General features: G+C 70.2%; 21 protein-coding genes. 2 read left to right on the forward strand and 19 right to left on the reverse strand.

What is annotated here, in order from left to right:
- Window positions 1-251: 251 nt before the first annotated feature.
- The 6 genes from CHB84_RS09080 to uvrC form a co-directional block, all read right to left on the reverse strand.
- Window positions 252-1,040, reverse strand: coding sequence for a hypothetical protein (locus CHB84_RS09080; protein ID WP_089301103.1), 789 nt, complete (start codon window positions 1,038-1,040; stop codon window positions 252-254).
- A 72-nt stretch (window positions 1,041-1,112) separates the two neighbouring features.
- Complete coding sequence (locus CHB84_RS09085; protein ID WP_217898498.1) at window positions 1,113-2,639, reverse strand: hypothetical protein; 1,527 nt, start codon at window positions 2,637-2,639, stop codon at window positions 1,113-1,115.
- A 128-nt stretch (window positions 2,640-2,767) separates the two neighbouring features.
- Window positions 2,768-3,760, reverse strand: a complete 993-nt coding sequence (gene whiA / locus CHB84_RS09090; RefSeq protein ID WP_089301104.1) for a DNA-binding protein WhiA — start codon at window positions 3,758-3,760, stop codon at window positions 2,768-2,770.
- Window positions 3,751-4,740: a gluconeogenesis factor YvcK family protein gene (locus CHB84_RS09095; protein WP_089301105.1), complete on the reverse strand. Its 990-nt coding sequence runs from the start codon at window positions 4,738-4,740 to the stop codon at window positions 3,751-3,753. Before CHB84_RS09095 ends, whiA begins: the two co-directional genes overlap by 10 nt.
- Before the next feature lie 9 nt (window positions 4,741-4,749).
- Entirely contained in the window at window positions 4,750-5,607 is an 858-nt protein-coding gene (rapZ, locus tag CHB84_RS09100) for an RNase adapter RapZ (RefSeq protein ID WP_089301236.1), read from the reverse strand.
- Between the two features lie 50 nt (window positions 5,608-5,657).
- The gene (gene uvrC, locus CHB84_RS09105; RefSeq protein WP_089301106.1) at window positions 5,658-7,727 is read right to left on the reverse strand and encodes an excinuclease ABC subunit UvrC; all 2,070 of its coding nucleotides are present in this window, start codon (window positions 7,725-7,727) and stop codon (window positions 5,658-5,660) included.
- Between the two features lie 185 nt (window positions 7,728-7,912).
- On the opposite strand from uvrC, the gene CHB84_RS09110 reads away from it, so the two are divergent.
- On the forward strand, window positions 7,913-8,665 hold the full coding sequence (locus tag CHB84_RS09110) for a maleylpyruvate isomerase family mycothiol-dependent enzyme (RefSeq protein WP_089301107.1): 753 nt from the start codon (window positions 7,913-7,915) through the stop codon (window positions 8,663-8,665).
- 112 nt (window positions 8,666-8,777) lie between these two features.
- Window positions 8,778-9,575: an exodeoxyribonuclease III gene (locus tag CHB84_RS09115; protein ID WP_089301108.1), complete on the forward strand. Its 798-nt coding sequence runs from the start codon at window positions 8,778-8,780 to the stop codon at window positions 9,573-9,575.
- A 30-nt stretch (window positions 9,576-9,605) separates the two neighbouring features.
- On the opposite strand, the gene CHB84_RS09120 is transcribed toward CHB84_RS09115, so the two are convergent.
- The 13 genes from CHB84_RS09120 to mihF form a co-directional block, all read right to left on the reverse strand.
- Window positions 9,606-10,037, reverse strand: coding sequence for a PH domain-containing protein (locus CHB84_RS09120; protein ID WP_089301109.1), 432 nt, complete (start codon window positions 10,035-10,037; stop codon window positions 9,606-9,608).
- A 64-nt stretch (window positions 10,038-10,101) separates the two neighbouring features.
- Entirely contained in the window at window positions 10,102-10,608 is a 507-nt protein-coding gene (gene ribH, locus CHB84_RS09125; RefSeq protein ID WP_089301110.1) for a 6,7-dimethyl-8-ribityllumazine synthase, read from the reverse strand.
- Window positions 10,605-11,909, reverse strand: coding sequence for a bifunctional 3,4-dihydroxy-2-butanone-4-phosphate synthase/GTP cyclohydrolase II (locus CHB84_RS09130; RefSeq protein ID WP_089301111.1), 1,305 nt, complete (start codon window positions 11,907-11,909; stop codon window positions 10,605-10,607). Before CHB84_RS09130 ends, ribH begins: the two co-directional genes overlap by 4 nt.
- Window positions 11,906-12,568 (reverse strand): riboflavin synthase, encoded by a 663-nt coding sequence (locus CHB84_RS09135; protein ID WP_089301112.1) that lies wholly within the window; start codon window positions 12,566-12,568, stop codon window positions 11,906-11,908. The genes CHB84_RS09130 and CHB84_RS09135 overlap by 4 nt, the downstream gene beginning before the upstream one ends.
- 109 nt (window positions 12,569-12,677) lie before the next feature.
- Window positions 12,678-13,352: a ribulose-phosphate 3-epimerase gene (gene rpe / locus CHB84_RS09140; RefSeq protein ID WP_089301113.1), complete on the reverse strand. Its 675-nt coding sequence runs from the start codon at window positions 13,350-13,352 to the stop codon at window positions 12,678-12,680.
- A gap of 100 nt (window positions 13,353-13,452) precedes the next feature.
- Window positions 13,453-14,874, reverse strand: a complete 1,422-nt coding sequence (locus CHB84_RS09145) for an RsmB/NOP family class I SAM-dependent RNA methyltransferase (protein ID WP_089301114.1) — start codon at window positions 14,872-14,874, stop codon at window positions 13,453-13,455.
- Window positions 14,871-15,821 (reverse strand): methionyl-tRNA formyltransferase, encoded by a 951-nt coding sequence (gene fmt, locus CHB84_RS09150; RefSeq protein ID WP_089301115.1) that lies wholly within the window; start codon window positions 15,819-15,821, stop codon window positions 14,871-14,873. The genes CHB84_RS09145 and fmt overlap by 4 nt, the downstream gene beginning before the upstream one ends.
- Before the next feature lie 61 nt (window positions 15,822-15,882).
- Window positions 15,883-17,895, reverse strand: a complete 2,013-nt coding sequence (locus CHB84_RS09155) for a primosomal protein N' (protein ID WP_176439880.1) — start codon at window positions 17,893-17,895, stop codon at window positions 15,883-15,885.
- Between the two features lie 125 nt (window positions 17,896-18,020).
- Entirely contained in the window at window positions 18,021-19,232 is a 1,212-nt protein-coding gene (metK, locus tag CHB84_RS09160; RefSeq protein ID WP_089301237.1) for a methionine adenosyltransferase, read from the reverse strand.
- A gap of 161 nt (window positions 19,233-19,393) precedes the next feature.
- Window positions 19,394-20,602, reverse strand: a complete 1,209-nt coding sequence (coaBC, locus tag CHB84_RS09165; protein WP_089301239.1) for a bifunctional phosphopantothenoylcysteine decarboxylase/phosphopantothenate--cysteine ligase CoaBC — start codon at window positions 20,600-20,602, stop codon at window positions 19,394-19,396.
- 166 nt (window positions 20,603-20,768) lie between these two features.
- Complete coding sequence (rpoZ, locus tag CHB84_RS09170) at window positions 20,769-21,041, reverse strand: DNA-directed RNA polymerase subunit omega (RefSeq protein ID WP_089301116.1); 273 nt, start codon at window positions 21,039-21,041, stop codon at window positions 20,769-20,771.
- Between the two features lie 67 nt (window positions 21,042-21,108).
- Window positions 21,109-21,717 (reverse strand): guanylate kinase, encoded by a 609-nt coding sequence (gene gmk, locus CHB84_RS09175; RefSeq protein ID WP_089301117.1) that lies wholly within the window; start codon window positions 21,715-21,717, stop codon window positions 21,109-21,111.
- Window positions 21,714-22,031, reverse strand: coding sequence for an integration host factor, actinobacterial type (mihF, locus tag CHB84_RS09180; protein ID WP_089301118.1), 318 nt, complete (start codon window positions 22,029-22,031; stop codon window positions 21,714-21,716). The genes gmk and mihF overlap by 4 nt, the downstream gene beginning before the upstream one ends.
- Window positions 22,032-22,076 lie beyond the last annotated feature (45 nt).

Here is a 22,076-nt window from a genome sequence, read left to right on the forward strand (position 1 = left end):
GTTCGCCAGCAGGCCCGTCCTCGCCGCGTCTGCGTCAGGTCCACTCACTCGGCCCCGGCCCTGCATGGTCCTGCGGTCGGACCCGACCGCTGATACACCTCGCGTTCCGGTCCGACCGCCATGGGGTCTCCGGGGGCCGCGACCTCCCCGCAGGGAGGCCCCGTCCTCCGGACGCTCGTCGGCCCAGCCATTGATATACCTCCAGCTCCGGTCCGGCCTCCATGGGGGTGTTCCGGCGGCCGGCCGGACCGCTAGAGCGTCTCACTGCTGGCTGCGCGCAACGTTCCGACGTCGTCGGCGACCGCGACCACGTCGAGGTCGAGAAGCTCGCTGAACGCGCGGTCCGCCGCGAGCTCACGGACCTGAATCTGGTACCGCGGAGTCGTCCGGTACGTGCCCCCGCGATCGGAGTTGATGTGCACGAGGAATCCCTGCTCGGCGAGGAACCGCAGTGCACGGCTGATCATGCCACGCGTGGTGTCCGGTGCCAGCCTGCCGTCCTTGGTGGCAGCGGCCGCGGGCCTGCGAGCGTATACCCGCCACGCCTGCTCCAGCTCAGGGGCGTCGGAAAGCGGGTCGTCGTTCTCATCGGCCTGTGCGGCTCGTTCGTCGAGGATGCGGCACGCCTCCCGAACAACGCTGTCCACCTGCTCGACCGACACCCGTCCGACGTAGGTGTCATTCGCAAGATCATCCGGACGGGGGAACGCGAGCGCGGCAGTGGCCAGGTGTATGACGCCGTGCAGTACCTTCTCGGTCTCCCTCCTCTCCCGGATCTTGCTCTGGCGCGCGTAGTTGTCCATCTTGATCTCGAAGACGGACTCGTCCGTGGCCGCGAGGACCGCCCCCGCCTGCTGGTTGACCTCCAGAACCAGCAGGCCGAGCCCGGCAGCGACCGCGTGCGCCAGCTGCTTGAACTGGCTGTCCGCGTGATACCTCCGCACCAGGTCGGAGTAACCGGCGTCCCGTGCCGGTACCTGTTTGGGTCGCAGGCCGTAGGCGATCAACCGGGCAGCTGCTTCGGCATCAGCCGCGCCCATCACTGCACCTCCTCGAGCACGGTTCGTTCACCGGGGGTTCGTTCACCGGGGTCCTCGTGCCCACCACCACGGTCACTCCGGTCCGGCGACCGTGGCCGCATCGGCGGCCACGGCATGTTCGGCTTCCTCGCCCGCGCCGTCGCTCCCGCTGTCCAGCGCGACCATCGCCACGAGCAGGTCGCTGCCGCCGAACCGGCTGTCGCGCAACGGCGTGCCGTCGTCGACGGCGAGCAGCGCCGCACCGGAACCCTGCCGCAATGCCGTCGCCACGTCGGCACCGTAGGAGTGCGTCGCGCGCAGGGCGACGAGCAGGGGAAGCTCGTCATCGACGGCGCGGGCCTCTTCCAGCAGCTCGGAGAGTCTGCGGGGAGCCTCGTGCCGGGTGAACAGCTCATCGGCCAGTTCCCAGTGCCGGTCGGTGAACCTGCCGCGCTGATCGGACGGGGTCAGCTCGGGGTCGGGAATCTCGCCGACCACCTTCTCGCGTTCCGGAGCGGGCCGCAGCAGCATCGACACCAGCGACGGCAGCGTCGCCGCAGCCGGGACCGACGTTCCGCTCGCCGCCGTGAAGTACTCCTCGACGGGGGCGACTGCGTCGCGGACCGGCACTCCCAGTGCAGGAACGAGAAGCTGACCGAAGAGGTCCACGCCGCCGCGTCTGGCCGGACCGGAGAACTCCTGCCGGTCCTGCTCCGCGCGGAAGGTCGCACCCGCGGCTTGCAGCCGGGCCTGCAGCTGGGTGTGCCGGGTGATGCAGTCCGAGACGATCTCCACCAGCTCCGCGGCTCGCTTCTTGTGATCCGGGTCGTCCGCCTCGTCCCGTGCAGCCGTGATGTTGCGCAGGATCGCGTTCTCGGCACGGAACCGGGATTCGATGTGCTCCAGCGCGCTGTCGAGCAGCTGCGGGATGGCCTCCTCCCAGTCCACCGTACGTACGTCCCTGCGGGTGGCCTCCAGCATCGAGCGCAGCGTCTCCCCGTACTGCACGGTGCGGTAACGGGCCTGCTCCGCGGCCAGCTTGGCTTCGGCGAGCCGCCCGCGCGTGATCAGGTTCTCCAGCTTGACCTCGGCCGCCACCTGCGCCGACTCGACGTCGGTGTCCAACGCTCCGACGAGCACGTTGATCGCCTCGTCGCTGGCCCGCAGGTAGACCTCACCAGCGGGGGTGGCCAGCTCGACGAGCAGCTTGAAGTCGAACGCCCGGCGCTGGTAACTGCCGTCGGCCCCGACGGCCCCGTAGACGTGCCGGAAGCCGCGCTCGACGGAACCGACGTTGATCAGGTTGTCCAGCACCCACCGGGCGACACGCTCGTGCTCGGCAGGCGGGCGCTGGGGAGCCTGCGCGGCGATGAACGGCAGGAGCCGCTGCACGATCTGCTCGTGGTCCGCGCCGGTGTCGAAGTCCATGGCTACGGTGACCTGGTCGATCGTGTGCAGCGCTATCTCCGCCATCTGGTACACGCTCGCGTCGGCCCAGTCCAGCTTGGCCTTGCGCGCGTCGAGATCGTGCAGGGGTGCGGTACACGCCAGGGCCTTCAACCTGCGAGACAGCGCGCCGTCCACGGCAGCCCCGTGGTGCTCGGTCACATCTTCACGCACAGCGCGCAACGTTAGCGCTCCTCGCTCACTCCCCCACCACCCGCCCACCCCTGGTTGAGCTGAATGACGCTTTCGCTCCATTCGGAAGGTTGAATGACGCATTCAGGCCGTCTCGTGGACTGAAAGCGTCATTCAGCATTCTCCTCTTCGAGGAGATCGTCGGTGACGGCGGATTCGGTGTCCGGGATGCCGAGCTCCTTGGCGCGCTTGTCGGCCATAGCCAGCAGCCTGCGGATGCGGCCTGCGATGGCGTCCTTGGTCATCGGCGGGTCGGACCGCTGCCCCAGTTCCTCGAGCGAGGCCTGCCTGTTGGACAGGCGGAGCTGGCCCGCCCTGCTCAGGTGCTCCGGCGCGGACTCGCCGAGGATGTCCATCGCGCGTTCCACACGCGCCGCCGCGGCCACCGCGGCCCGGGCGGATCGGCGCAGGTTCGCGTCGTCGAAGTTGGCCAGCCGGTTCGCCGTCGCCCGCACCTCCCTGCGCATCCGGTGCTCTTCCCAGGACAGCACGCTCGTGTGCGCACCGAGCCTGGTCAGCAACGCGCCGATGGCGTCGCCGTCCCGCACAACGACCCGGTCCGCACCCCGGACCTCGCGGGACTTCGCGGTGATACCGAGCCTGCGCGCGGCACCGACCAGTGCCAGTGCCGCCTCCGGTCCGGGGCAGGTGACCTCCAGCGCCGAGGAACGGCCCGGCTCGGTCAGCGAGCCGTGCGCGAGGAACGCACCCCGCCATGCTGCCTCGGCCTCCGACAGCGCCCCCGACACCACCGTGGCGGGCAGTCCACGTACCGGCCGCCCACGCTGATCGATCAGGCCGGTCTGCCGCGCGAGTCCCTCACCGTCGGCGACCACCCGAACCACGTAGCGGGTGCTCTTGCGCAACCCGCTCGAGCTGATCACGTGCACGTCCGACTGGTAGCCGTACAGATCGTAGATCTCCTTGCGGAGCTTGCGGGCGACCGAACCCGTGTCGAGCTCGGCCTCCACGACCACCTTGCCCGAGACGATGTGCAGTCCCCCTGCGAAACGCAACATGGACGCGACCTCGGCCCGGCGTGGCCCGACCTTGCTCAGTTGCAGACGGCTGAGCTCGTCCTTCACCGCCGCGGTCATCGCCATGACCCCTCCATTCCGACCTCGGGTATCCCGAGAGCCTTTCGCACACTCGTGGCCAACGCATCCGGAGCGTGCCGCCCCGGCTGGTCGGGGGCGGCTACGTCCGTGAGCTGTGCCTGCGCGCCGATCTCCGCGGCCGCACGGTACAGCCGGTCAGGGGTGGGGACCGACGCGCGATCAGCGATAACAGCGTCAATCGTCAGCTCAGGGGCATGGTCGCAGAGTACGTCCAGATGCTGTTCCGGCGAGAACCCCGCGGTCTCGCCCGGCTGAGGGACGAGATTCAAGATCACCACCTTGACCGCCTGGCTGTATACCAGGGCCCGCCGCAGCTCGGGCAACAGGAGGTGCACCAGAACGCTCGTGAACCACGACCCCGGTCCGAGCAGGACGACGTCCGCGTCGAGCACAGCCTGTACGGCATCATCGCAGGCATGCGGCTCCTGTCCGGGCCGCCGCTCGCTGGTCAGGCTGATCCGCCGCACCTTTCCCGGCGTGCTGGCAACCGCCACCTGCCCCCGGATCGTGTGAAGTTCATCGTCCCCGTTCAGACCGGAGACCTGTGCTTCGATACACAACGGCTCTGCCGACATCGGGAGTACACGACCGGAGATCCCGTGCAGCCGGCACGCTTCGTCCAGCGCGGCCACGGGGTCCCCTGTCACCTCGAAGAGCCCCGCCAGCAGGAGATTGCCGACGGCGTGCCCGGCCAACGCCCCTGTCCCACCGAATCGGCTCTGGAACACGCGCGGCCACAGTGGATCACCGTCCTCGGCCGAGGCGAGCGCGGACAACGCCTGCCGCAGGTCACCCGGCGGCAGCACACCGAGCTCGCGGCGGAGCCGCCCGGACGAGCCGCCGTCGTCTGCCACCGTGACCACCGCGGTGACATCGCTGGTGATCCGGCGCAACGCGGTCAGCGTGGTGTGCAGGCCGTGGCCGCCGCCGAGCGCGACGGCGCGGAGGGGGCGTTCGTCCGGCATACCACCGCCTCACTCGCGTCCCAGATCCCGGTGTACGACCTTCACGGTCGTGCCGTCCTCGGCGGACATGCGGCGCGCGAGCTCCTCGGACAGCGCGACACTGCGATGCTTACCACCGGTGCATCCCACAGCCAGGGTGAGGTACCGCTTGCCTTCCCTGCGGTATCCTGCCCCGACGAGCCTGAGCAGCTGTTGATACTGGTCGAGGAAGTCCTCGGCGCCCTCCTGGCTCAGTACGTAGTTGCGCACCTCCCCGTCGACGCCACTGAGCTCGCGCAGCTCGGGGATCCAGAAGGGGTTCGGCAGGAAACGCACGTCCATCACCAGGTCGGCGTCCATCGGCAGACCGTACTTGTAGCCGAACGACAGCACCGTGACCCGGGTACGCATGCTGGACTCCGAGCCGAACGCGTCCTCGATCTTCGCGCGTAGCTCGTGCACCGAGAGCGCGGAGGTGTCGACCACGAGGTCGGCTTCGTCGCGCAGCGGCTCGAGCAGCGAACGCTCAGCGGTGATACCGTCCGCGAGCCTGCCGTCACCTTGCATGGGATGGCCGCGGCGCACCTCCTCGAACCGGCGTACCAGGACCGAGTCGGCGGCCTCCAGGAACAGCACGCGCGGCTTGTACCCGGTCCCGTCGAGCTCCTTGATCACCGAGGACAGGTCGTCGGTGAACGCGCGCGAGCGCACGTCCATGACAACGGCGATCTTGGTGATCGCACCGCGCGCCTGGGCGCCGAGCTCGACCATCGTGACGATCAGCTCGGGTGGCAGGTTGTCCACCACGAACCACCCGAGGTCCTCCAGGCACTTGGCTGCCGTGCTGCGGCCCGCGCCGGACAGCCCGGTCACGACCGCGACATCCATTCCCGTCGGGCCGCCGGCGTCGCCGGAGGGCGCCGGTCCGCTGTTACTACTCATCGCTCACGTCGATCCTGTCCGTTCGCTGTGCCGTCCGTTCCAGGGTCCGAATGGGAGGCGCCCGCCCGGTGCGCCGTATCGGCACCGGAGCCGTTCGCCACATCGTCTCCTGCCTCACCGTGCAACGCGGTGTACACGGTCCGTGCCGTGTGGCGACCGACCCCGCGCACCGCGGCGATCTCGTCCACACCGGCCTGTTTGAGCTTCTTGACCGAGCCGAAGTGCTTGATCAGTGCGGCCTTCCTCGTCTGCCCCAGACCCGGTACGCCGTCCAGCTCCGAAGCAGCGACCCTGCGCGATTGTTTCGTGCGGTGGTACCGCACGGCGAACCGGTGCGCCTCGTCGCGCACCCGCTGCAACAGGTACAACGACTCCGACGAGCGCGGCAGGATCACCGGATCGGGTTCGGCGGGTGGCCATACCTCCTCGAGCCGTTTGGCGAGGCCGACAACGGCCACATCCGTGACTCCGAGGTCGGCGAGGGCGTCGGCCGCTGCCGTGGCCTGCGGACCGGCGCCGTCGACCACGAGCAGGTTCGGCGGGTACGCGAACTTGCCCGGTTTGCCGGACTCCTTCTCCCCGTCGGGGTCGCTCGCAGCCTGCGCGGCGTCAGCCGTGTAGCGCGCGAACCGGCGTCGCACGACCTCGGCGATCGAGGCGACGTCACCGTGCCGCGCGGCCTCCTTGATCTCGAACCGCTTGTACTCCGACTTGCGCGGCGCTCCGTCCTCGAACACCACGAGCGACGCGACCACGTCACTGCCCTGGTGATGCGAGATGTCCACGCACTCGATGCGCAGCGGAGCGGTATCCAGTCCCAGATGCTCCTGCAGCTCGGACAGCGCCGCCGAGCGTGCGGTGAGATCCCCCGCCCTGCGCAGCTTGTGCTGCGCAAGCGCCTCGGCGGCGTTGCGCTGGACCGTCTGCGCGAGCGTTCGCTTGTCCCCGCGCTGCGGCACCCGGACGTGGACCCTCGAGCCGCGTAGCTCGCTCAGCCACGCGGTCAACGCATCGGAATCCTCCGGAAGCACGGGGACGAGGACCTGTTTCGGTACCGGCGGGCCACTGTCGTCGGCGTCGGCGGCCAGCTCGGCCTGCTGACCGTAGAACTGGGTAAGGAACTGCTCCACCAGTCCCGCCTGCACCCGTTCCTGCGTGTCCTCTCCGTGTTGCCCGGCGGAGGGGTCCTCGTCCACGTCGACGACCCAGCCGCGCTGGCCGCGTACCCGGCCGCCACGCACGTGGAAGACCTGTACAGCCGCTTGCAGCTCGTCGTGCGCGAAGGCGACCACGTCTGCGTCGGTGCCGTCGCCGAGCACCACGGCTTGCTTCTCCATCGCCTTGCGCAGCGCGGCGACGTCGTCGCGCAACCGCGCCGCCCGCTCGAAGTCCAGCTCCTCGGAGGCCTGCGCCATCTGCCGCTCGAGCGAGCGCACCATGCTGTCGGTGTTGCCGCCGAGGAAGTCGCACAGGTCCCGCACGATCGTGCGGTGGTCCTCGGCGCCGATCCGGCCGACGCAGGGCGCCGAACACTTGTCGATGTAGCCGAGCAGGCAGGGCCTGCCGATCTGGGTGTGCCTGCGGAAGACGGTGTTCGAGCACGTGCGGGCGGGAAAGACACGCAACAGGAGGTCCAGCGTCTCCCTGATCGCCCACGCGTGCGTGTACGGCCCGAAGTAACGCACACCCTTCTTGCGCGGACCCCGGTAGACGTGTGGCCGGGGGAACTCCTCGTTCATGGTCACGGCCAGCACCGGGTAGGACTTGTCGTCCCGGTAACGCACGTTGAACCGGGGGTCGAACTCCTTGATCCAGGTGTACTCCAGCTGCAGCGCCTCGACCTCGGTGTTCACCACCGTCCAGTCGACGCCGGCCGCAGTGGTCACCATCTGGCGCGTACGCGGATGCAGGCCGGCCAGATCGGCGAAGTACGAGCCGAGCCTGCTGCGCAAGCTCTTCGCCTTGCCGACATAGATGACGCGACCGCGCGTGTCGCGGAACCGGTACACCCCTGGCGCATCGGGGATGTCTCGCGGTGCTGGTCGGTAGGTGGACGGATCGGCCACGCCGCCAGACTATCTCGACGCCGTCCGCGCCCGCGTAGCGGACGGACGCGCCGTGGCGCCCAGTAAATCAGCCCGGCGAATCAGCCCAGTGAATCAGCCCGGCGAATCAGCCGGGCGAGTCAGTTCGGCGAGCCGGCCGGGCGAGGCGGGCACGATTGTCGGTACCTGCTGGCAAACTCCGGGGCATGGACGTTTCCGGGCTGATCGCCACGCTGGAGTCGGAAGGGCACAGCCTGGCACACACCGCAGAACGCCTCGGAGCCGGCGTGGAGGTACCCACCTGCCCCGGCTGGCGCGTACGGGACCTTCTGCTGCACATCGGCGGCGTGCACCGCTGGGCCGGCACGGTCGTCGCGGAGTCGCGCCGCGAACCACTGCACCTGGAGCGGGCCGAGGGCATCTCCGCGCACCTGCCCACCGACGGGGAGCTGGTCGGCTGGTTCCGCCGTGGGCACGCGGACCTGCTGAAGGCACTGCGGAACGCACCGGAGGACCTGCGGTGCTGGGCGTTCCTGACCGCCCCGACACCGCTGGCGTTCTGGGCGCGGCGCCAGGCACACGAGACCACAGTGCACCGGGTGGACGTCGAATCGGCGGCCGGTGGGGTCGGGCGGGTCGAGCCGCACGTGGCAACCGACGGCATCGACGAGCTGCTCGGCGGGTTCGTTCCGCGTGCCCGCACGGGGCTGCACAGCGACCCCCCGACATCGATGTCCGTACGCACCACCGACACCGGCGCGCGCTGGTTGCTGCACGTCGGACGCGGACCCGTCACCGTCGAACGCTCGTCAGGACCGGCCGACACCGTGGTCTCCGGAACCGCTTCCGACGTCTACCTAGCGCTGTGGAACCGGCTGCCGTTGCGCGAGCTCGACGTCGCAGGCAGCGAGGAGCTGCTCCTGCGGTGGCCCGAGACCGTCCGGATCCGGTGGGGATAGCCGTACGGTTGTTCCCCGTCGGCCGAGCGCGTCGGCTAGCCTGGTTGCCGCACCGGCACAGCTCCCGGAGCACGCCTCGCGGCGACCGGATGAACGAAAGGGGTCCCATCGCATGCGCATCGCCACCTGGAACGTCAACTCCGTCGGTGCGCGGCTGCCTCGCCTGGTGAGCTGGCTGCGGTCGGCCGCACCGGACGTGCTGTGCCTGCAGGAGCTGAAGTGCGCAGCGGACAGCTTCCCCACCGACGAGGTCGCCGAGCTGGGCTACGAGGTCGCCGCGCACGGCACCGGCCGCTGGAACGGCGTCGCGATCGTCTCCCGCGTCGGCCTGTCCGATGTCACCCGCGGCCTGCGCGACGAGCCCGGCTACGCCGCGGACGACGGCTCGGACGAGACGGTCGAGCCGCGTGCGATCGGGGCGACCTGTGGCGATCTCCGGCTGTGGTCGGTCTACGTGCCCAACGGCCGCGACGTCGAACACCCGCACTTCGCCTACAAGCTGCGCTGGTTGGAGGCGCTGCACGCGACCGCGGCCGCCGAGCTGGCTGCGTCCGTACCGTTCGGGGTGCTCGGGGACTTCAATATCGCGCCTGCCGATCACGATGTCTGGGACCTCGCCGAGTTCGCGCAGACCACGCACATCACCGAGTCGGAACGCAAGGCGTTGGGCGTGCTCCAGGACGCCGGGCTGCGAGACATCGTGCCGCGCCCGCTGAAGTACGACCAGCCGTTCACCTACTGGGACTACCGCGGACTGGCCTTTCCCAAGAACAAGGGGATGCGTATCGACCTGGCGTACGGCAACGCGCAGCTGGCAGGCGCGGTCACCGATGCCTACGTCGACCGCGAGGAGCGCAAGGGCAAGGGCGCTTCCGACCACGCACCCGTCGTGGTGGACCTGTCCCTGTAGGTGCCGCCGCTCGAGCCGGTCCCCTGCTCGTTACCCGGACTCCCCCGCCTGCTTGTGCAACCTGCGTAACGCGCGGACCGCGTCGACAGCGTGCTGGCGGTCGACGGCCTGCACGGCCATCACGGCGTGGTACTCGTCGTCCGGAAGCTCCAGGCGTGCCCACGAGGCTCCGTCCGGGAAACTCACCGACAGCACCTCGCTCCACGCGAACCTGCGTTTCGTCAGGACGTTGCGTACCTCGATGCCCCCGGCGTCGGCACGCACCCGCGGAAGCGCCCAGAGCAGCGTCAGCCCGGCGAGTATCACGCCGATCACGACCATGGCGATCTGGTCGGCGAGGTAGAAGTTCGCGCCGGTGTCCGAGTCGCGCAGCAGCACGCCGACAACCGTGAACACGACGACGAGCGCGATCGCGCACGGCACCGTCATCCAGATCACCCGGCGGGGGCGGAACTGGACCATCTGGGCGTCACCCTCACTACGCGTCACGACATCCTCATCCGTTCGACATCGGTGCCGGTGGCCGCTAGACGAACCCGCGCTCGGTCCACGGCTGGCGCAGCCCGCGCAGGACGTGCGCGGTGTCCAGCGCGGCAACGGTGGCCTCGAACCCCTTGTCCTCCACCGAGTCCGCGAGCCCGGCGCGGTCCAGGGCCTGCTGTTCGGTGTCGCAGGTGAGTACGCCATGGCCGACCGGCGTGGACTCGTCGAGGGCCACCCTCGTCAACCCGGCCGTCACCGAGTCACAGACGTACTCGAAGTGCGGGGTGCCGCCGCGGATCACCACCCCCAGTGCCACGACCGCGTCGTGGTGCTTGGCCAGTGACTGCGCGACGACGGGCAGCTCCATCGCACCGGCGACGCGCACGACGGTCGGTTCCTCCTCCAGCTCGGCGGCCGCGCACGCCGCGTGGGAGCGCTCGAGCAGGCTGCCCGTGATGCGCTCGTGCCAGCGCGTCGCGACTACCGCCACCCGCAGGTTCTCGCACCCTGTCAGGTCAACGGAGGTACCGGGCCTGCCCTGGCCGCTCATGTGCGCACACCACCGTCCTCGTTACCGATCTGGGGGTTGGCGGCTCGTGCGGGCCGTGTCCCGTCCACCGCGGCACCCACCTCGTCGAAATGCTCCAGATTGGTCAGCTCGTGGCCCATCCTGTCCCGTTTGGTCTGCAGGTACCCGTAGTTCTCCGCGTTGGGCGACGCCGGCAGCGGGACCCTGCCTGTGACCCGGAGCCCGTAGCCTTCCAGCCCGACCCGCTTGGCGGGGTTGTTCGTCAGCAGCCGCATCGACTTGATCCCGAGATCCACCAGGATCTGCGCGCCCGTGCCGTAGTCCCGCGCGTCGGCGGGAACCCCGAGCGCGAGGTTCGCGTCGACGGTGTCCTGGCCGTTGTCGTCCTGCAGCTGGTAGGCCTGCAACTTGTGCAGCAGCCCGATGCCCCTGCCTTCGTGCCCGCGAATGTAGAGCACGACGCCGCGCCCCTCCTCGGCCACCGCGGTGAGCGCTGCGTCGAGCTGCGGCCCGCAGTCGCAGCGCAGGGACCCGAACACGTCACCGGTCAGGCACTCCGAGTGGGCGCGTACCAGGACGTCCTCACCGTCCCCGATATCACCGTAGACGAACGCGATGTGCTCGATGCCGTCCAGCAGGCTGTCGTAGCCGATCGCGCGGAACGTACCCGCACGGACGGGCACCCGCGCCTCGGCGACTCGCTCCACCTGCTTCTCCGTGCGCTTACGGTAGGCGATCAGGTCGGCGATGGTGATGAGGCAGAGCTCGTGTTCCTCGGCGAAGACGTGCAACTCGTCGTAGCGAGCCATGTCGCCCTCGTCCTTCTGCGAGACGATCTCGCAGAGCACACCGGCAGGCCGCAACCCCGCCATCCGGGCAAGGTCCACCGAGGCCTCCGTATGCCCCGGCCTGCGCAGCACCCCGCCCTCCTTGGCCCGCAGCGGGACGACATGGCCGGGCCGGTTGAAGTCCTCCGCGGTCGCCGAACGGTCGGACAGGAGTTTGATCGTGCGGGCCCGGTCGGACGCGGAGATACCGGTGCCGATGCCTTCCTTGGCATCCACCGTCACGGTGTAGGCCGTACCGCGCGCGTCCTGGTTGGTGTGGAACATCGGTGGCAGGTTGAGCCTGTCCGCGTCGTACTCGGTCAGCGAGACGCAGATGTAGCCCGACGTGTAGCGCACCATGAACGCGACGAGCTCGGGCGTGGCCATCTCCGCCGCGAAGATCAGGTCGCCCTCGTTCTCCCTGTCCTCGTCGTCCACGACGACGACTGGCTTACCGGCGGCGATGTCGGCGACCGCCCGCTCGATGTTGGTCATGCGCTCTCCTCGGCTTCCGGCTCACCGCCATTGTGCTCGGAGACGGAGCCGTACGGGTCGGTGGAGTCAGCATCGTCACGATGCGGTCGCACCAGCTTCTCAACGTACTTGGCGACCACGTCGACCTCGATATTGACCGGGTCGGACGGTGACTTGGTGCCGAGCCCGGTCATCTCGAGCGTGGTCGGGATCAACGCGACGGAGAACTGGTCGTCGGTGATGTCGGTCACCGTCAACGACACCCCGTCCACGGCGATCGACCCCTTCTCGACCACGTATCTGTTCAGCTGCTTCGGCAGGGAGAAGCGGGTGAGGCCGGAGGGGTCACGGGACAGGTAGGTGCCCACCCCGTCGACATGCCCCTGCACGATGTGTCCCCCGAAACGGTCGCCTGCGGCGGTGGCGCGCTCGAGGTTGACCCGGTCGCCCATGTGTACCTTGGCCAGGCTGCTCCGCTCCAGAGTCTCGTGCACGACGTCCACGGTGAACTGCGACCCGGCCACGTCCACCACGGTGAGGCACACGCCGTTGACCGAGACCGAGTCGCCGTGCCGTACGTCGGTCGTCACCAGCGGCCCCGACACGGTCAGCCGCGCGGCGTTCGGCACTTGCTCGATGCCGACGACCTCACCGATCTCCTCGACAATGCCGGTGAACACTGCCTGCCTCCTCGTGCTGTCCAGGCTCCCACTTCGGGGCCGCTGTTCAAAGTCGGGTCGTGCGCGGACCACCGCATCGCCTGGGACAGGCATACGCGTCCGGCTGGGGTCATGGGTGTGCGCCGCAACGGTTCACGCGCCGGCGCAACCGCTCGATCGCCACCCCTGGGTCCTCGGCGCCGTACACGGCCGAGCCTGCCACGAAGCAGTCCACCCCGGCCTCGGCAGCCTGCTCGATCGTGTCGTCGTTGATCCCACCGTCGATCTCCACGAGCAGCCGCAAGTGGCCGGTGTCGACGAGCCTGCGCGCCAGCCGGACCTTGTCGAGGACCTCCGGGATGAACGACTGCCCGCCGAAACCGGGCTCCACCGACATGACAAGCAAGGTGTCGTAGTGCTTGAGCACCTCCAGATGGTCCTCGAGGCTCGTGCCGGGCTTGACGGACAGGCCGGCCTGCGCGCCCGCGGCACGCAGGTTCTTGGCCAGCATCACCGGGTCGTGCGCGGCCTCGGCGTGCACCGTGACGTTGTACGCTCCGCGTTCGGCGTAGTCCGGCGCCCATCTGTCCGGGTCGTCGATCATCAGGTGGCAGTCCAGCGGCACCCGCGACACCCGGGACAACGACTCCACAACGGGCAGCCCGATGGTGAGGTTGGGTACGAAGTGCCCGTCCATGACGTCCACGTGTACCCAGTCGGCCCGCGCGTCCCCTGTGCCGGAGACGACCTCGATCTCCTCGCCGAGCCGGGCGAAGTCCGCGGACAGGATGCTTGGGGCGATCATCGGCCTGTTCGTCACGCTGGGTTCCACTTCTCTCACACGCCCGGACGTCGGCCGGTGCCTTCCGGGACGGGGTAACACTCCGTGCAGTCTACCGAGTCGCTTACGACTTCTGGAGGAGCGCACAGTACATCGCGTCGGTCCCGTGCCGGTGCGGCCACAGCTGCACGTCCGGGCCGTCTCCGAGGCCGGGAACGCCCTCGAAGAGCGGCCGCGCGTCGACGCGGTGCGCGTCGGCCTTGCGGAGCAGGTCGGCGACCACACCTTCGGTCTCGGCGAGGTGTGGCGAGCACACCACGTAACACACCACGCCGCCGGGGCGGACCAGGTCTATCGCCGAGCTCAGCAGCTCGGTCTGCAGCCTGGTCAACCCGGCGACATCCCCTGGCACCCGGCGCCACCGCGCCTCAGGGCGCCTGCGTAGCGCACCGAGCCCGGTGCACGGGGCGTCCACGAGCACCCGGTCGTAGCCGGGCCGCAGACCGCTCTCGCGCCCGTCGGTGACGTGTACCGTCACCGGCAGGTCCAGCACGGCGTCCCGGACCATCCGCGCACGGTGCTCGGCAGGCTCCACCGCGTCCAGCTCGGCCCCGGACAGTGCGGCGAGCGCCCCGAGCACCCGTGCCTTACCGCCCGGTCCCGCACACAGGTCCAGCCAGCGCGCGTCCGTACCGTCCAGCGGGTACTCGGCCGCGGCACGTGCGCACAGCTGGCTGCCCTCGTCCTGGACGGCGGCGAGGCCTTCGCTGATCGGGCCGGATTCTGCGGGGTCACCGCCGCCCGGCTCCAACCGGACGCCGTAGGGCGAGTACGGCGCTACCTCGCTTCCGGTGATCGCGGCGAGCTCCTCGGCGCTGATCGCACCCGGCCGCGCGGCCAGGTGTACGTCCGGCCGCACGTTGTTCGCCTCGAGGGCGGCCTCCAGCTCCGTGCCGGTGTCGCCGAGCGCCTCCGCGAATGCCCGGACGATCCAGCCGGGATGCGCGGTGCGCATCCCGAGGTGGCCGATCGGGTCGGTGTCGCGGGCCGGTGCGAGCTGCTCGACCCACTCCGGCTCCCCCGCGGCCGACACACGCCGCAGCACGGCGTTGACGAACCCCGCGACATGCGAGCCCGCTGCCAGCCTGGCGAGGTCCACGGTCGAGGTCACGGCGGCGTGCGGCGGGATCCGCGTCCGCAACAGCTGGTAGGTACCGATCCGGAGCGCGTCGAGGACGTCGCCGTCCATCGCCGAGGGCGGACGGTCCGAACACGCCGCGACGATCTCGTCGAGCATGCCGGACAGGCGTGCCGTACCGTAGGCGAGCTCCGTGGCCAGCGCCGCGTCCCGCCCGGTCACGCGACGTTCCCGCAGCATCTCGGGCAGCACCAGGTTCGCGTAGGCGTCCTTGCTCCGTACCGCGCGCAGCGTGTCGAACGCCGCCTGCCGCGCCGCGTCCACCTCGGGCGGCCTGCGCGGCCCCTGCTTGCGCTGCGCGGGGCGGCTGTTCGCCGGGCGGGGGGACTTGCGCTTGTCGGTGCTCATTCCAGTTTCTCCCCGCGCTCGATCTTGCTTCCGCGTGCCCATTCGCCTGCCGTCATGCGCTTCTTGCCCTGCACCTGCACGTCACCGAGCAGCAGCGGGACCGTCGCCGAACCCACCAGCACCCGGTCCCGTTCGACGTGCAGCTCGCCGGGCTCGAGGTCGCCTGCGTTCGCCGCCTCGGCGCTGCCGGCGTCCAGCGGCCGCACGGGGGACAGCTTGATGCGCTTGCCGCGGAACTCCGCCCATGCCCCCGGGTCGGGTGTGACCGCCCGCACGTGCCGGTCCACGTTGATGGCAGGCTCGCCGAAGCGCACCCTGGCATCCTGCGGGGTGATCTTCTCCGCGTAGCTGCGCCCTTCCTCGGACTGCGGTACCGCATGCACGGTCCCCGCGGCGATACCGTCCAGAGTCGACAGAAGCAGGTCCGCGCCCGAGTAGGAGAGGCGCTCGAGCAACGCACCGGCGGTGTCGTCGGAGCGCACGGTCTCGGTGACCACGCCGTAGACGGGGCCCGCGTCGAGCTCGGGCACCACGCGGAACGTCGATGCCCCGGTGATCTCGTCGCCCGCGCGGATCGCCGCCTGTACCGGTGCGGCACCACGCCAGGCCGGGAGCAGCGAGAAGTGCAGGTTGATCCACCCGTGTGTGGGTACGTCCAGCGCAGCCTGCGGCAGCAGCCCACCGTAGGCGACAACCGGGCACGCTTCGGGTGCCAGCTCGGCGAGCCGGGCCAGGTAGTCCGGGTCACCGGCCCGTGCCGGCGTCAGCACCTCGATTCCGTACTCGTCGGCGACCCTGCCCACGGGGGACCGCACCAGGTGCCTGCCACGCCCGGCAGGCGCGTCCGGCCGTGTGGTTACGGCGACGACCTCGTGGCGCGACGAGTCGATCAACGCACGCAGCGAGGGCACCGCGGTATCCGGGGTTCCTGCGAAAACCAAGCGCATAGTGCGTCGAGTCTACTGGGCACCGTGGGTGCCGCAGCGGGCACCGAGCCGAACGTTGCGACTACACGAGCTCGAGCGGATCGAGCTGAATGCGCACCGCCTCCCGCGCCTTGCGGGCGCTCCGGCGCGCCTGCGCCGCCGAGAGCGAGCCTGCCAGTGCCCTGCCCTCGTCGCGCGGCACGCGGATCAGTGCCCGCTCGATCTCCGCGTCCTCCCCTGCGCGCTCGGGTGTGACCGGCACGGGGCCGAGCACCTCGGCCGCGTCGGGCAGCGGTAGCTCCAGCAGCAGATCGGCCAGCACGTCGGCGCGCGCCTGCACGCTCGCCATCCGCACGGCAGGGGGGAAACCCAGCTCGGCACGCTCGGCGAGCTCACGCTCGGCGTACCATGCGGGATCCCACCGCACCATCGCCTGCACCTGGGCGAGCGCGGCGTCGGCGCCGACAACCACCCGGCCGCCGTCGCCCGCGGAACGCACCAACGCCGCCGCGGACATCCACCGCCGCACGGTCTCCTCACCCGCGCGCAGGTCCTGGCGGCTCAGCAGTGCCCAGCCGTCCAGCAGCAACGCGGCGCCGTAACCGCCGTGCGCGACCGGCTCGGCACCCGGCGTGCAGACCACGACGGCCGGTTCGCCGGGTACGACGTCGAGCACTTCGGAGCCGCCGGACGTGCGAACGGGCTTGCCGGGAAACGCCCGGCCCAGCTCCTCTGCCGTCCGCCGTGCACCGACGACCACCGCGCGCATCCCGGACGGACCGCAGGTCGGGCACGAGAAGTTGGACTCGATCGCACCGCACCACCGGCAGTGTGCGGACGTGGGGGCCGTCTCGGCGGTACCGCCGGGCACCGCCAGCGGGCCTGCGCAGCTCCTGCAGCGCGCGGGGTGGCGGCAGCGCGCGCACGCGAGCGCGGGCACGTACCCGGAGCGCGGCACCTGGACAAGCACGGGTGTGCCGGACGCCAGAGCCGTCCTGGCCGCGTCGAAGGCCGTCGCGGGCAGGCGGGCCGCTCCTGCCGCGGGGTCGCGTGCCAGCTCGAACTCGTCCCCGGAACCGATCGTGCGGGGCGCACTCGCGCGTACCCGCTCGCGCGACGCGAGCACCGGCCGCGCCCACTCGGACTCCACGAGCAACTGGGCCTCGGCCGTGCGCGCGAACCCTGCCACGACCATGCCCGCTCCGCTGGCGTGTGCCCGCTGGATCAGCACGTCCCGTACGTGCGGGTACGGTGCACGGCGTTCCGCGTGCAGGTCGTCCCCGTCGTCCCAGACGACGAAGGCACCTGGCTCGCTGACCGGCGCGAACATCGCGGCGCGCGTGCCGACCACGATGCGAGCGTGTCCCCTGCGCACACGCAACCACCGGCGGTAGCGCTCCGCGGGGCCGAGGTCGGCGGACAGTGCCACGACGGCCGCCGGACCGGCAAGGTCCGCACACCGTTCTCGCACCCTCGCGAGGTCACGGTGATCGGGAACGACGATGAGGGTGGACCGGCCGGTGGCCGCTGTGCTGCCGGCCAGTTCGGCGAGGCGCGCGGGCCAGTCCTCCCCGGGGAGCGCCTGCCAGACGGCGTGCGCGCGCTTGCCCGCTGCCAGCGCGGCCACCAGCGCGCTACCGTGCGTGTAGCGTCGCCATCCCTCCGTGCTCGGCGCGGCGGGCGGCTCGGCCGGCTCCGGCGGCGTCTCCCGCTCGACGCGCGCGTGGCGCGGCGGGATCGCCAGACGCAGTACGTCGGCCATCGTTCCCGCGTAACGGTCGGCCACCGCGCGGGCGAGCCGGGCAAGCTCCGGTGTCAGAACCGGCTCGTCGGAGACCACCCGTTCCAAGTAGGCCAGGCGGCCGGTGTGCTCGCTGCTGTCCGCGCGCTCGGCCACGTAGCCGTCCACCAGCTGGCCTGCGAAGCGAACGCGCACCCGGCAACCAGGTCGGGCACTGTCTTCCAGCGTGTGCGGTACGAGGTAGTCGAAGGTTCGATCGAGGTGTGCCAGCGGCACGTCGACGTAGACGCGCGCGACCGGCGCGGTCCCGGCCGGTCGCCGCTGCCCCTTCCGCACGCCACTCGATGTGCCCATGATTGATCTCCCTACCAGAACGAGCACGCACCTCGATCCCCGGCATCTGGACGCGCGGGGCGAGCCGAGGGACTCCTCGGGTACCACATATGCGCCTGAGGAGGCCTTCGGCTCGCCCCGCATTGTCAGCCGGAAGCCGCGCGCCGCAGGTCCTCGACGCGATCCGTCCGCTCCCAGGGAAGGTCCAGATCGGGCCGTCCGAAGTGACCGTAGGCTGCGGTGCTCGCGTAGATCGGGCGCAGCAGGTCGAGCGCCTCGACCATCGATCCGGGACGCAGGTCGAACACCTCGGGGATGGCGCGCTGGATCGCACGCGGATCGACCGTCTCGGTACCGAAGGTCTCGACGAACAGCCCGACCGGCTCGGCCTTGCCGATCGCGTACGCCACCTGTATCTCCGCTCGCGCGGCCAACCCCGCGGCGACCACGTTCTTGGCGACCCACCGCACCGCGTAGCTGCCGGAGCGGTCCACTTTCGAAGGATCCTTGCCGGAGAACGCGCCGCCCCCGTGCCGCGCCATGCCTCCGTAGGTGTCGACGATGATCTTGCGGCCCGTCAGTCCGGCGTCGGCCATCGGCCCGCCGAGCACGAACCGTCCCGTGGGATTGATCAGCAGCCGGGCGTCCCCGCTGTCCATCCCGAGATCGGCGATCACCGGTTTGACCACCCGCTCGGTCACCTGCGGCGTGACCAGATGCTCCAGGTCGGCCCCCGCTGCGTGCTGGGTGGACACGACCACGGTGTCCAGACGCACCGGCCGGTCCCCCTCGTACTCGATGGTGACCTGTGTCTTGCCGTCCGGCCGCAGGTACGGCAACGTGCCGTCCCTGCGCACCGCTGCCAGGCGGCGGGACAGCCGGTGCGCGAGTGCGATGGGCATCGGCATCAGCTCCGGAGTGTCGGTACACGCGTAACCGAACATCAACCCCTGGTCGCCGGCACCTTGCCTGGTCCGGCGCTCCGCGGAGGTCTCCGCGCCGTTCGACCGGATCTCGTAGGAGGTCTCCACACCCTGCGCGATGTCCGGGGACTGGGCCCCGATGGCGATGTTGACCCCGCACGAGTCACCGTCGAAGCCCTTGCTCGACGAGTCGTAGCCGATGTTGTTGACGACCTCGCGCACGAGTGCGGGAATGTCCACGTACGCTCGCGTCGACACTTCCCCCACGATGTGTACCTGCCCGGTGGTCACCACGGTCTCCACAGCCACCCTGCTGTCCGGGTCCGCGGCGAGCATCGCGTCCAGGATGGTGTCGCTGATCGCATCGCAGATCTTGTCGGGATGCCCCTCGGTCACCGACTCCGAGGTGAACAGCCTCCGGATGGACTCACTCACGGCTACCTGCCTCGTCTCGACGGGCCGCTGTACGCCGAGCCGGTTGCCCGCGATCTTCTCGGGCGGTGCGCCACTCGACAGCCGAGCGCTCGCCGCAACAGGCTCTGCGACCCAGCGTAGTCGACGGAGGCCGATCGTGCGGCCGGCCGGACGGTGCCGGTCTACGCGTGCGTCCTGCCGACCAGCTCGCTGACGGAGTCCCACAGTGCCGCAGCGAGCTGCGACTTCGAACCGAACGGTATCGCGGTCTCCGCCCCGTCGGCTGCCAGCAGCCACCCCGAGTTCTCCTCGACCTCGAAGGCCCGCCCGTCCCCGACCGCGTTGACCACCAGGAGGTCACTGCCCTTGCGGCGCAGCTTCGTCCTGCCGTACTGCAGCACGTCGCTACCCCGGTCCCCGGTCTCGGCAGCGAACCCGACGATGACCTGGTCGCCACGCCGGTTCTCGACGAGCTCGGCCAGAACGTCGGCGTTGCGGTCCAGCACGACGGGATCGGGTGCGTCCTCGGTCTTCTTGATCTTGTGTTCGAGCAGGGCCGCAGGCCGGAAGTCGGCAACGGCCGCCGCCATCACGACCACCTCGGCCGAGGGAGCGGCCTCGTGCACCGCCGCGCGCAACTCGGCCGCCGTCGAGACGTTCACGACCGTGACGCCGGCAGGCGCCGGCAACGACGTGGTGTGCGCCGAGATCAACGTCACCCGGGCGCCGCGGGCCGCCGCCACCCTGGCCAGCGCGTAACCCTGCCTGCCGGAGGAGCGGTTACCCAGGTAACGCACCGGGTCCAGCGGCTCGCGGGTGCCGCCTGCGGAGACGACCACGTGCACCCCTTCCAGGTCCCGTGGCAACGCCCGCGGCTCATCGATGAGCAGCCGCGCGAGATCGGTGATCTCCGCGGGGTCGGCCATCCGGCCCTTGCCCGAGTCCACGCCGGTGAGCCTGCCCGAGTCGGGATCGGGTACCACGGCACCCCGGCTCCGCAACGTCGCGACGTTGGACTGCGTGGCGGCGTGCTCCCACATCTCGGTGTGCATCGCCGGGAAGAAGGCCACCGGGCAGCGCGCCGTCAGCAGGGCATTGGTCAGCAGGTCGTCTGCCTGCCCGTGTGCCGCCTTCGCCAGCAGGTCGGCGGTCGCAGGCGCGACGACGACCAGATCGGCCTCCTGCCCGATGCGCACGTGCTCGACCTCGGGCACGTTCGAGAACACCTCGCTGTGCACCGGGTTGCCGGACAGCGCCTCGAAGGTCGCCGCGCCGACGAACTCCAGCGCCGAGCGGGTGGGAACCACCCGTACATCGTGCCCGGACTCGGCCAGCCCGCGAACCACCTCGCACGCCTTGTACGCGGCGATACCTGCGCCTACGCCGAGCACCACACGGGGTGCCCTTGCCGTCTCGTCGTTGTTCACCGGATCGTCCACTGCCCCGTTGCCGGCGGACGCCGACACCGGCTCGCGTGCCCGCGTAGCCCGGTGTCCGCGGTTGCTGACCTCACGAGCACCCGTGCGGGTGCCGTCGACCGTGCCCGGAGCGGCCGGGTCACTCGCCCTCTGCGTGCTCGAGCAGGCCGGAGTGGATCTCCCGGAGCGCGATCGAGAGCGGCTTCTCCCGCGTACCCGGGTCGACCAGCGGGCCGACGTACTCGAGCAGGCCCTCACCGAGCTGGGCGTAGTAGTCGTTGATCTGCCTGGCACGCTTCGCGGCGAAGATCGCCAGCGCGTACTTCGAGCTGACCCGCTCCAGCAGGTCGTCGATCGGCGGGTTGGTGATGCCCTCGAGCCTGTCACCTTGATGACCAAGCGTGGTGCTCACTCGCGATGCTCCTGTAACTGGGGTCGATGCTGTGCTGGGTGGGGTGGGATCGCCGGCGCGCGCCGGTTCAGCTCACGGCCCTGCCGGACACCAAGGTTAGCAACTCCTCGGCCGCGCTGCGCACATCGGTGTTGACAACGCAGGAATCGAACTCCTCGGCCGCGGACAGCTCCTCGGCTGCGACGGTCAACCTGCTGCGCAGCGCGTCCGTCGCCTCGGTGCCCCTTCCGGTGAGGCGGCCGACGAGATCCTCCCAGCTCGGTGGCACCAGCATCACCAGCCGGGCGTCCGGCATCGCGGCGCGTACCTGCCTCGCACCCTGGATCTCGATCTCCAGCACCGCCGGCCTGCCCGCGTCGAGTGCCTCCTCAACGGGCTGCCGTGGTGTGCCGTAGCAGTTGCCTGCGAACTCGGCGTGCTCGAGGAACGCTCCCTCCTCGATCATCGCCTCGAAGGCGGGGCGGTCGACGAAGTGGTAGTGATACCCGTCGACCTCGCCCTCCCTCGGCGGTCGCGTGGTCACCGACACGCTGAAGAAGACGTCGGGCTCGAGCCTGCGCAGCTCGGCGAGCACACTGGACTTGCCGACCCCAGAGGGCCCGGATACGACCGTGAGCCGGGCCCGGGCTGCCTCGCCCGGCCCCGGCTCACCACCGGCCTTGTCTGCCGCTATCACTCGTCGCTGAACTCGGCGAGGAGCGCCTTCCGCTGTCGCTCACCGAGGCCACGCAGCCGACGGCTGGGTGCGATATCCAGCTTCTCCATGGTCTGCTGCGCACGAACTTTGCCCACGCCGGGAAGCGACTCGAGCAGCGCCGAGACCTTCATCTTGCCCAGTGTCTCGTCCTCGTCGGCCTGCTTGAGCACATCGGCGAGAGTGGTGCCGCCGCGCTTCAGCCGCTCTTTCAGCTCAGCGCGTGCGCGGCGAGCGGCAGCAGCCTTCTCCAGCGCAGCAGCACGCTGTTCCTCGGTCAGCTGGGGAAGTGCCACGATTTCCTCCGATACGCATCTGTTCGGTTCGTCGTCGAGACGGTA

The organism is Haloechinothrix alba, from assembly GCF_900188115.1.
Lineage (GTDB): Bacteria > Actinomycetota > Actinomycetes > Mycobacteriales > Pseudonocardiaceae > Haloechinothrix > Haloechinothrix alba.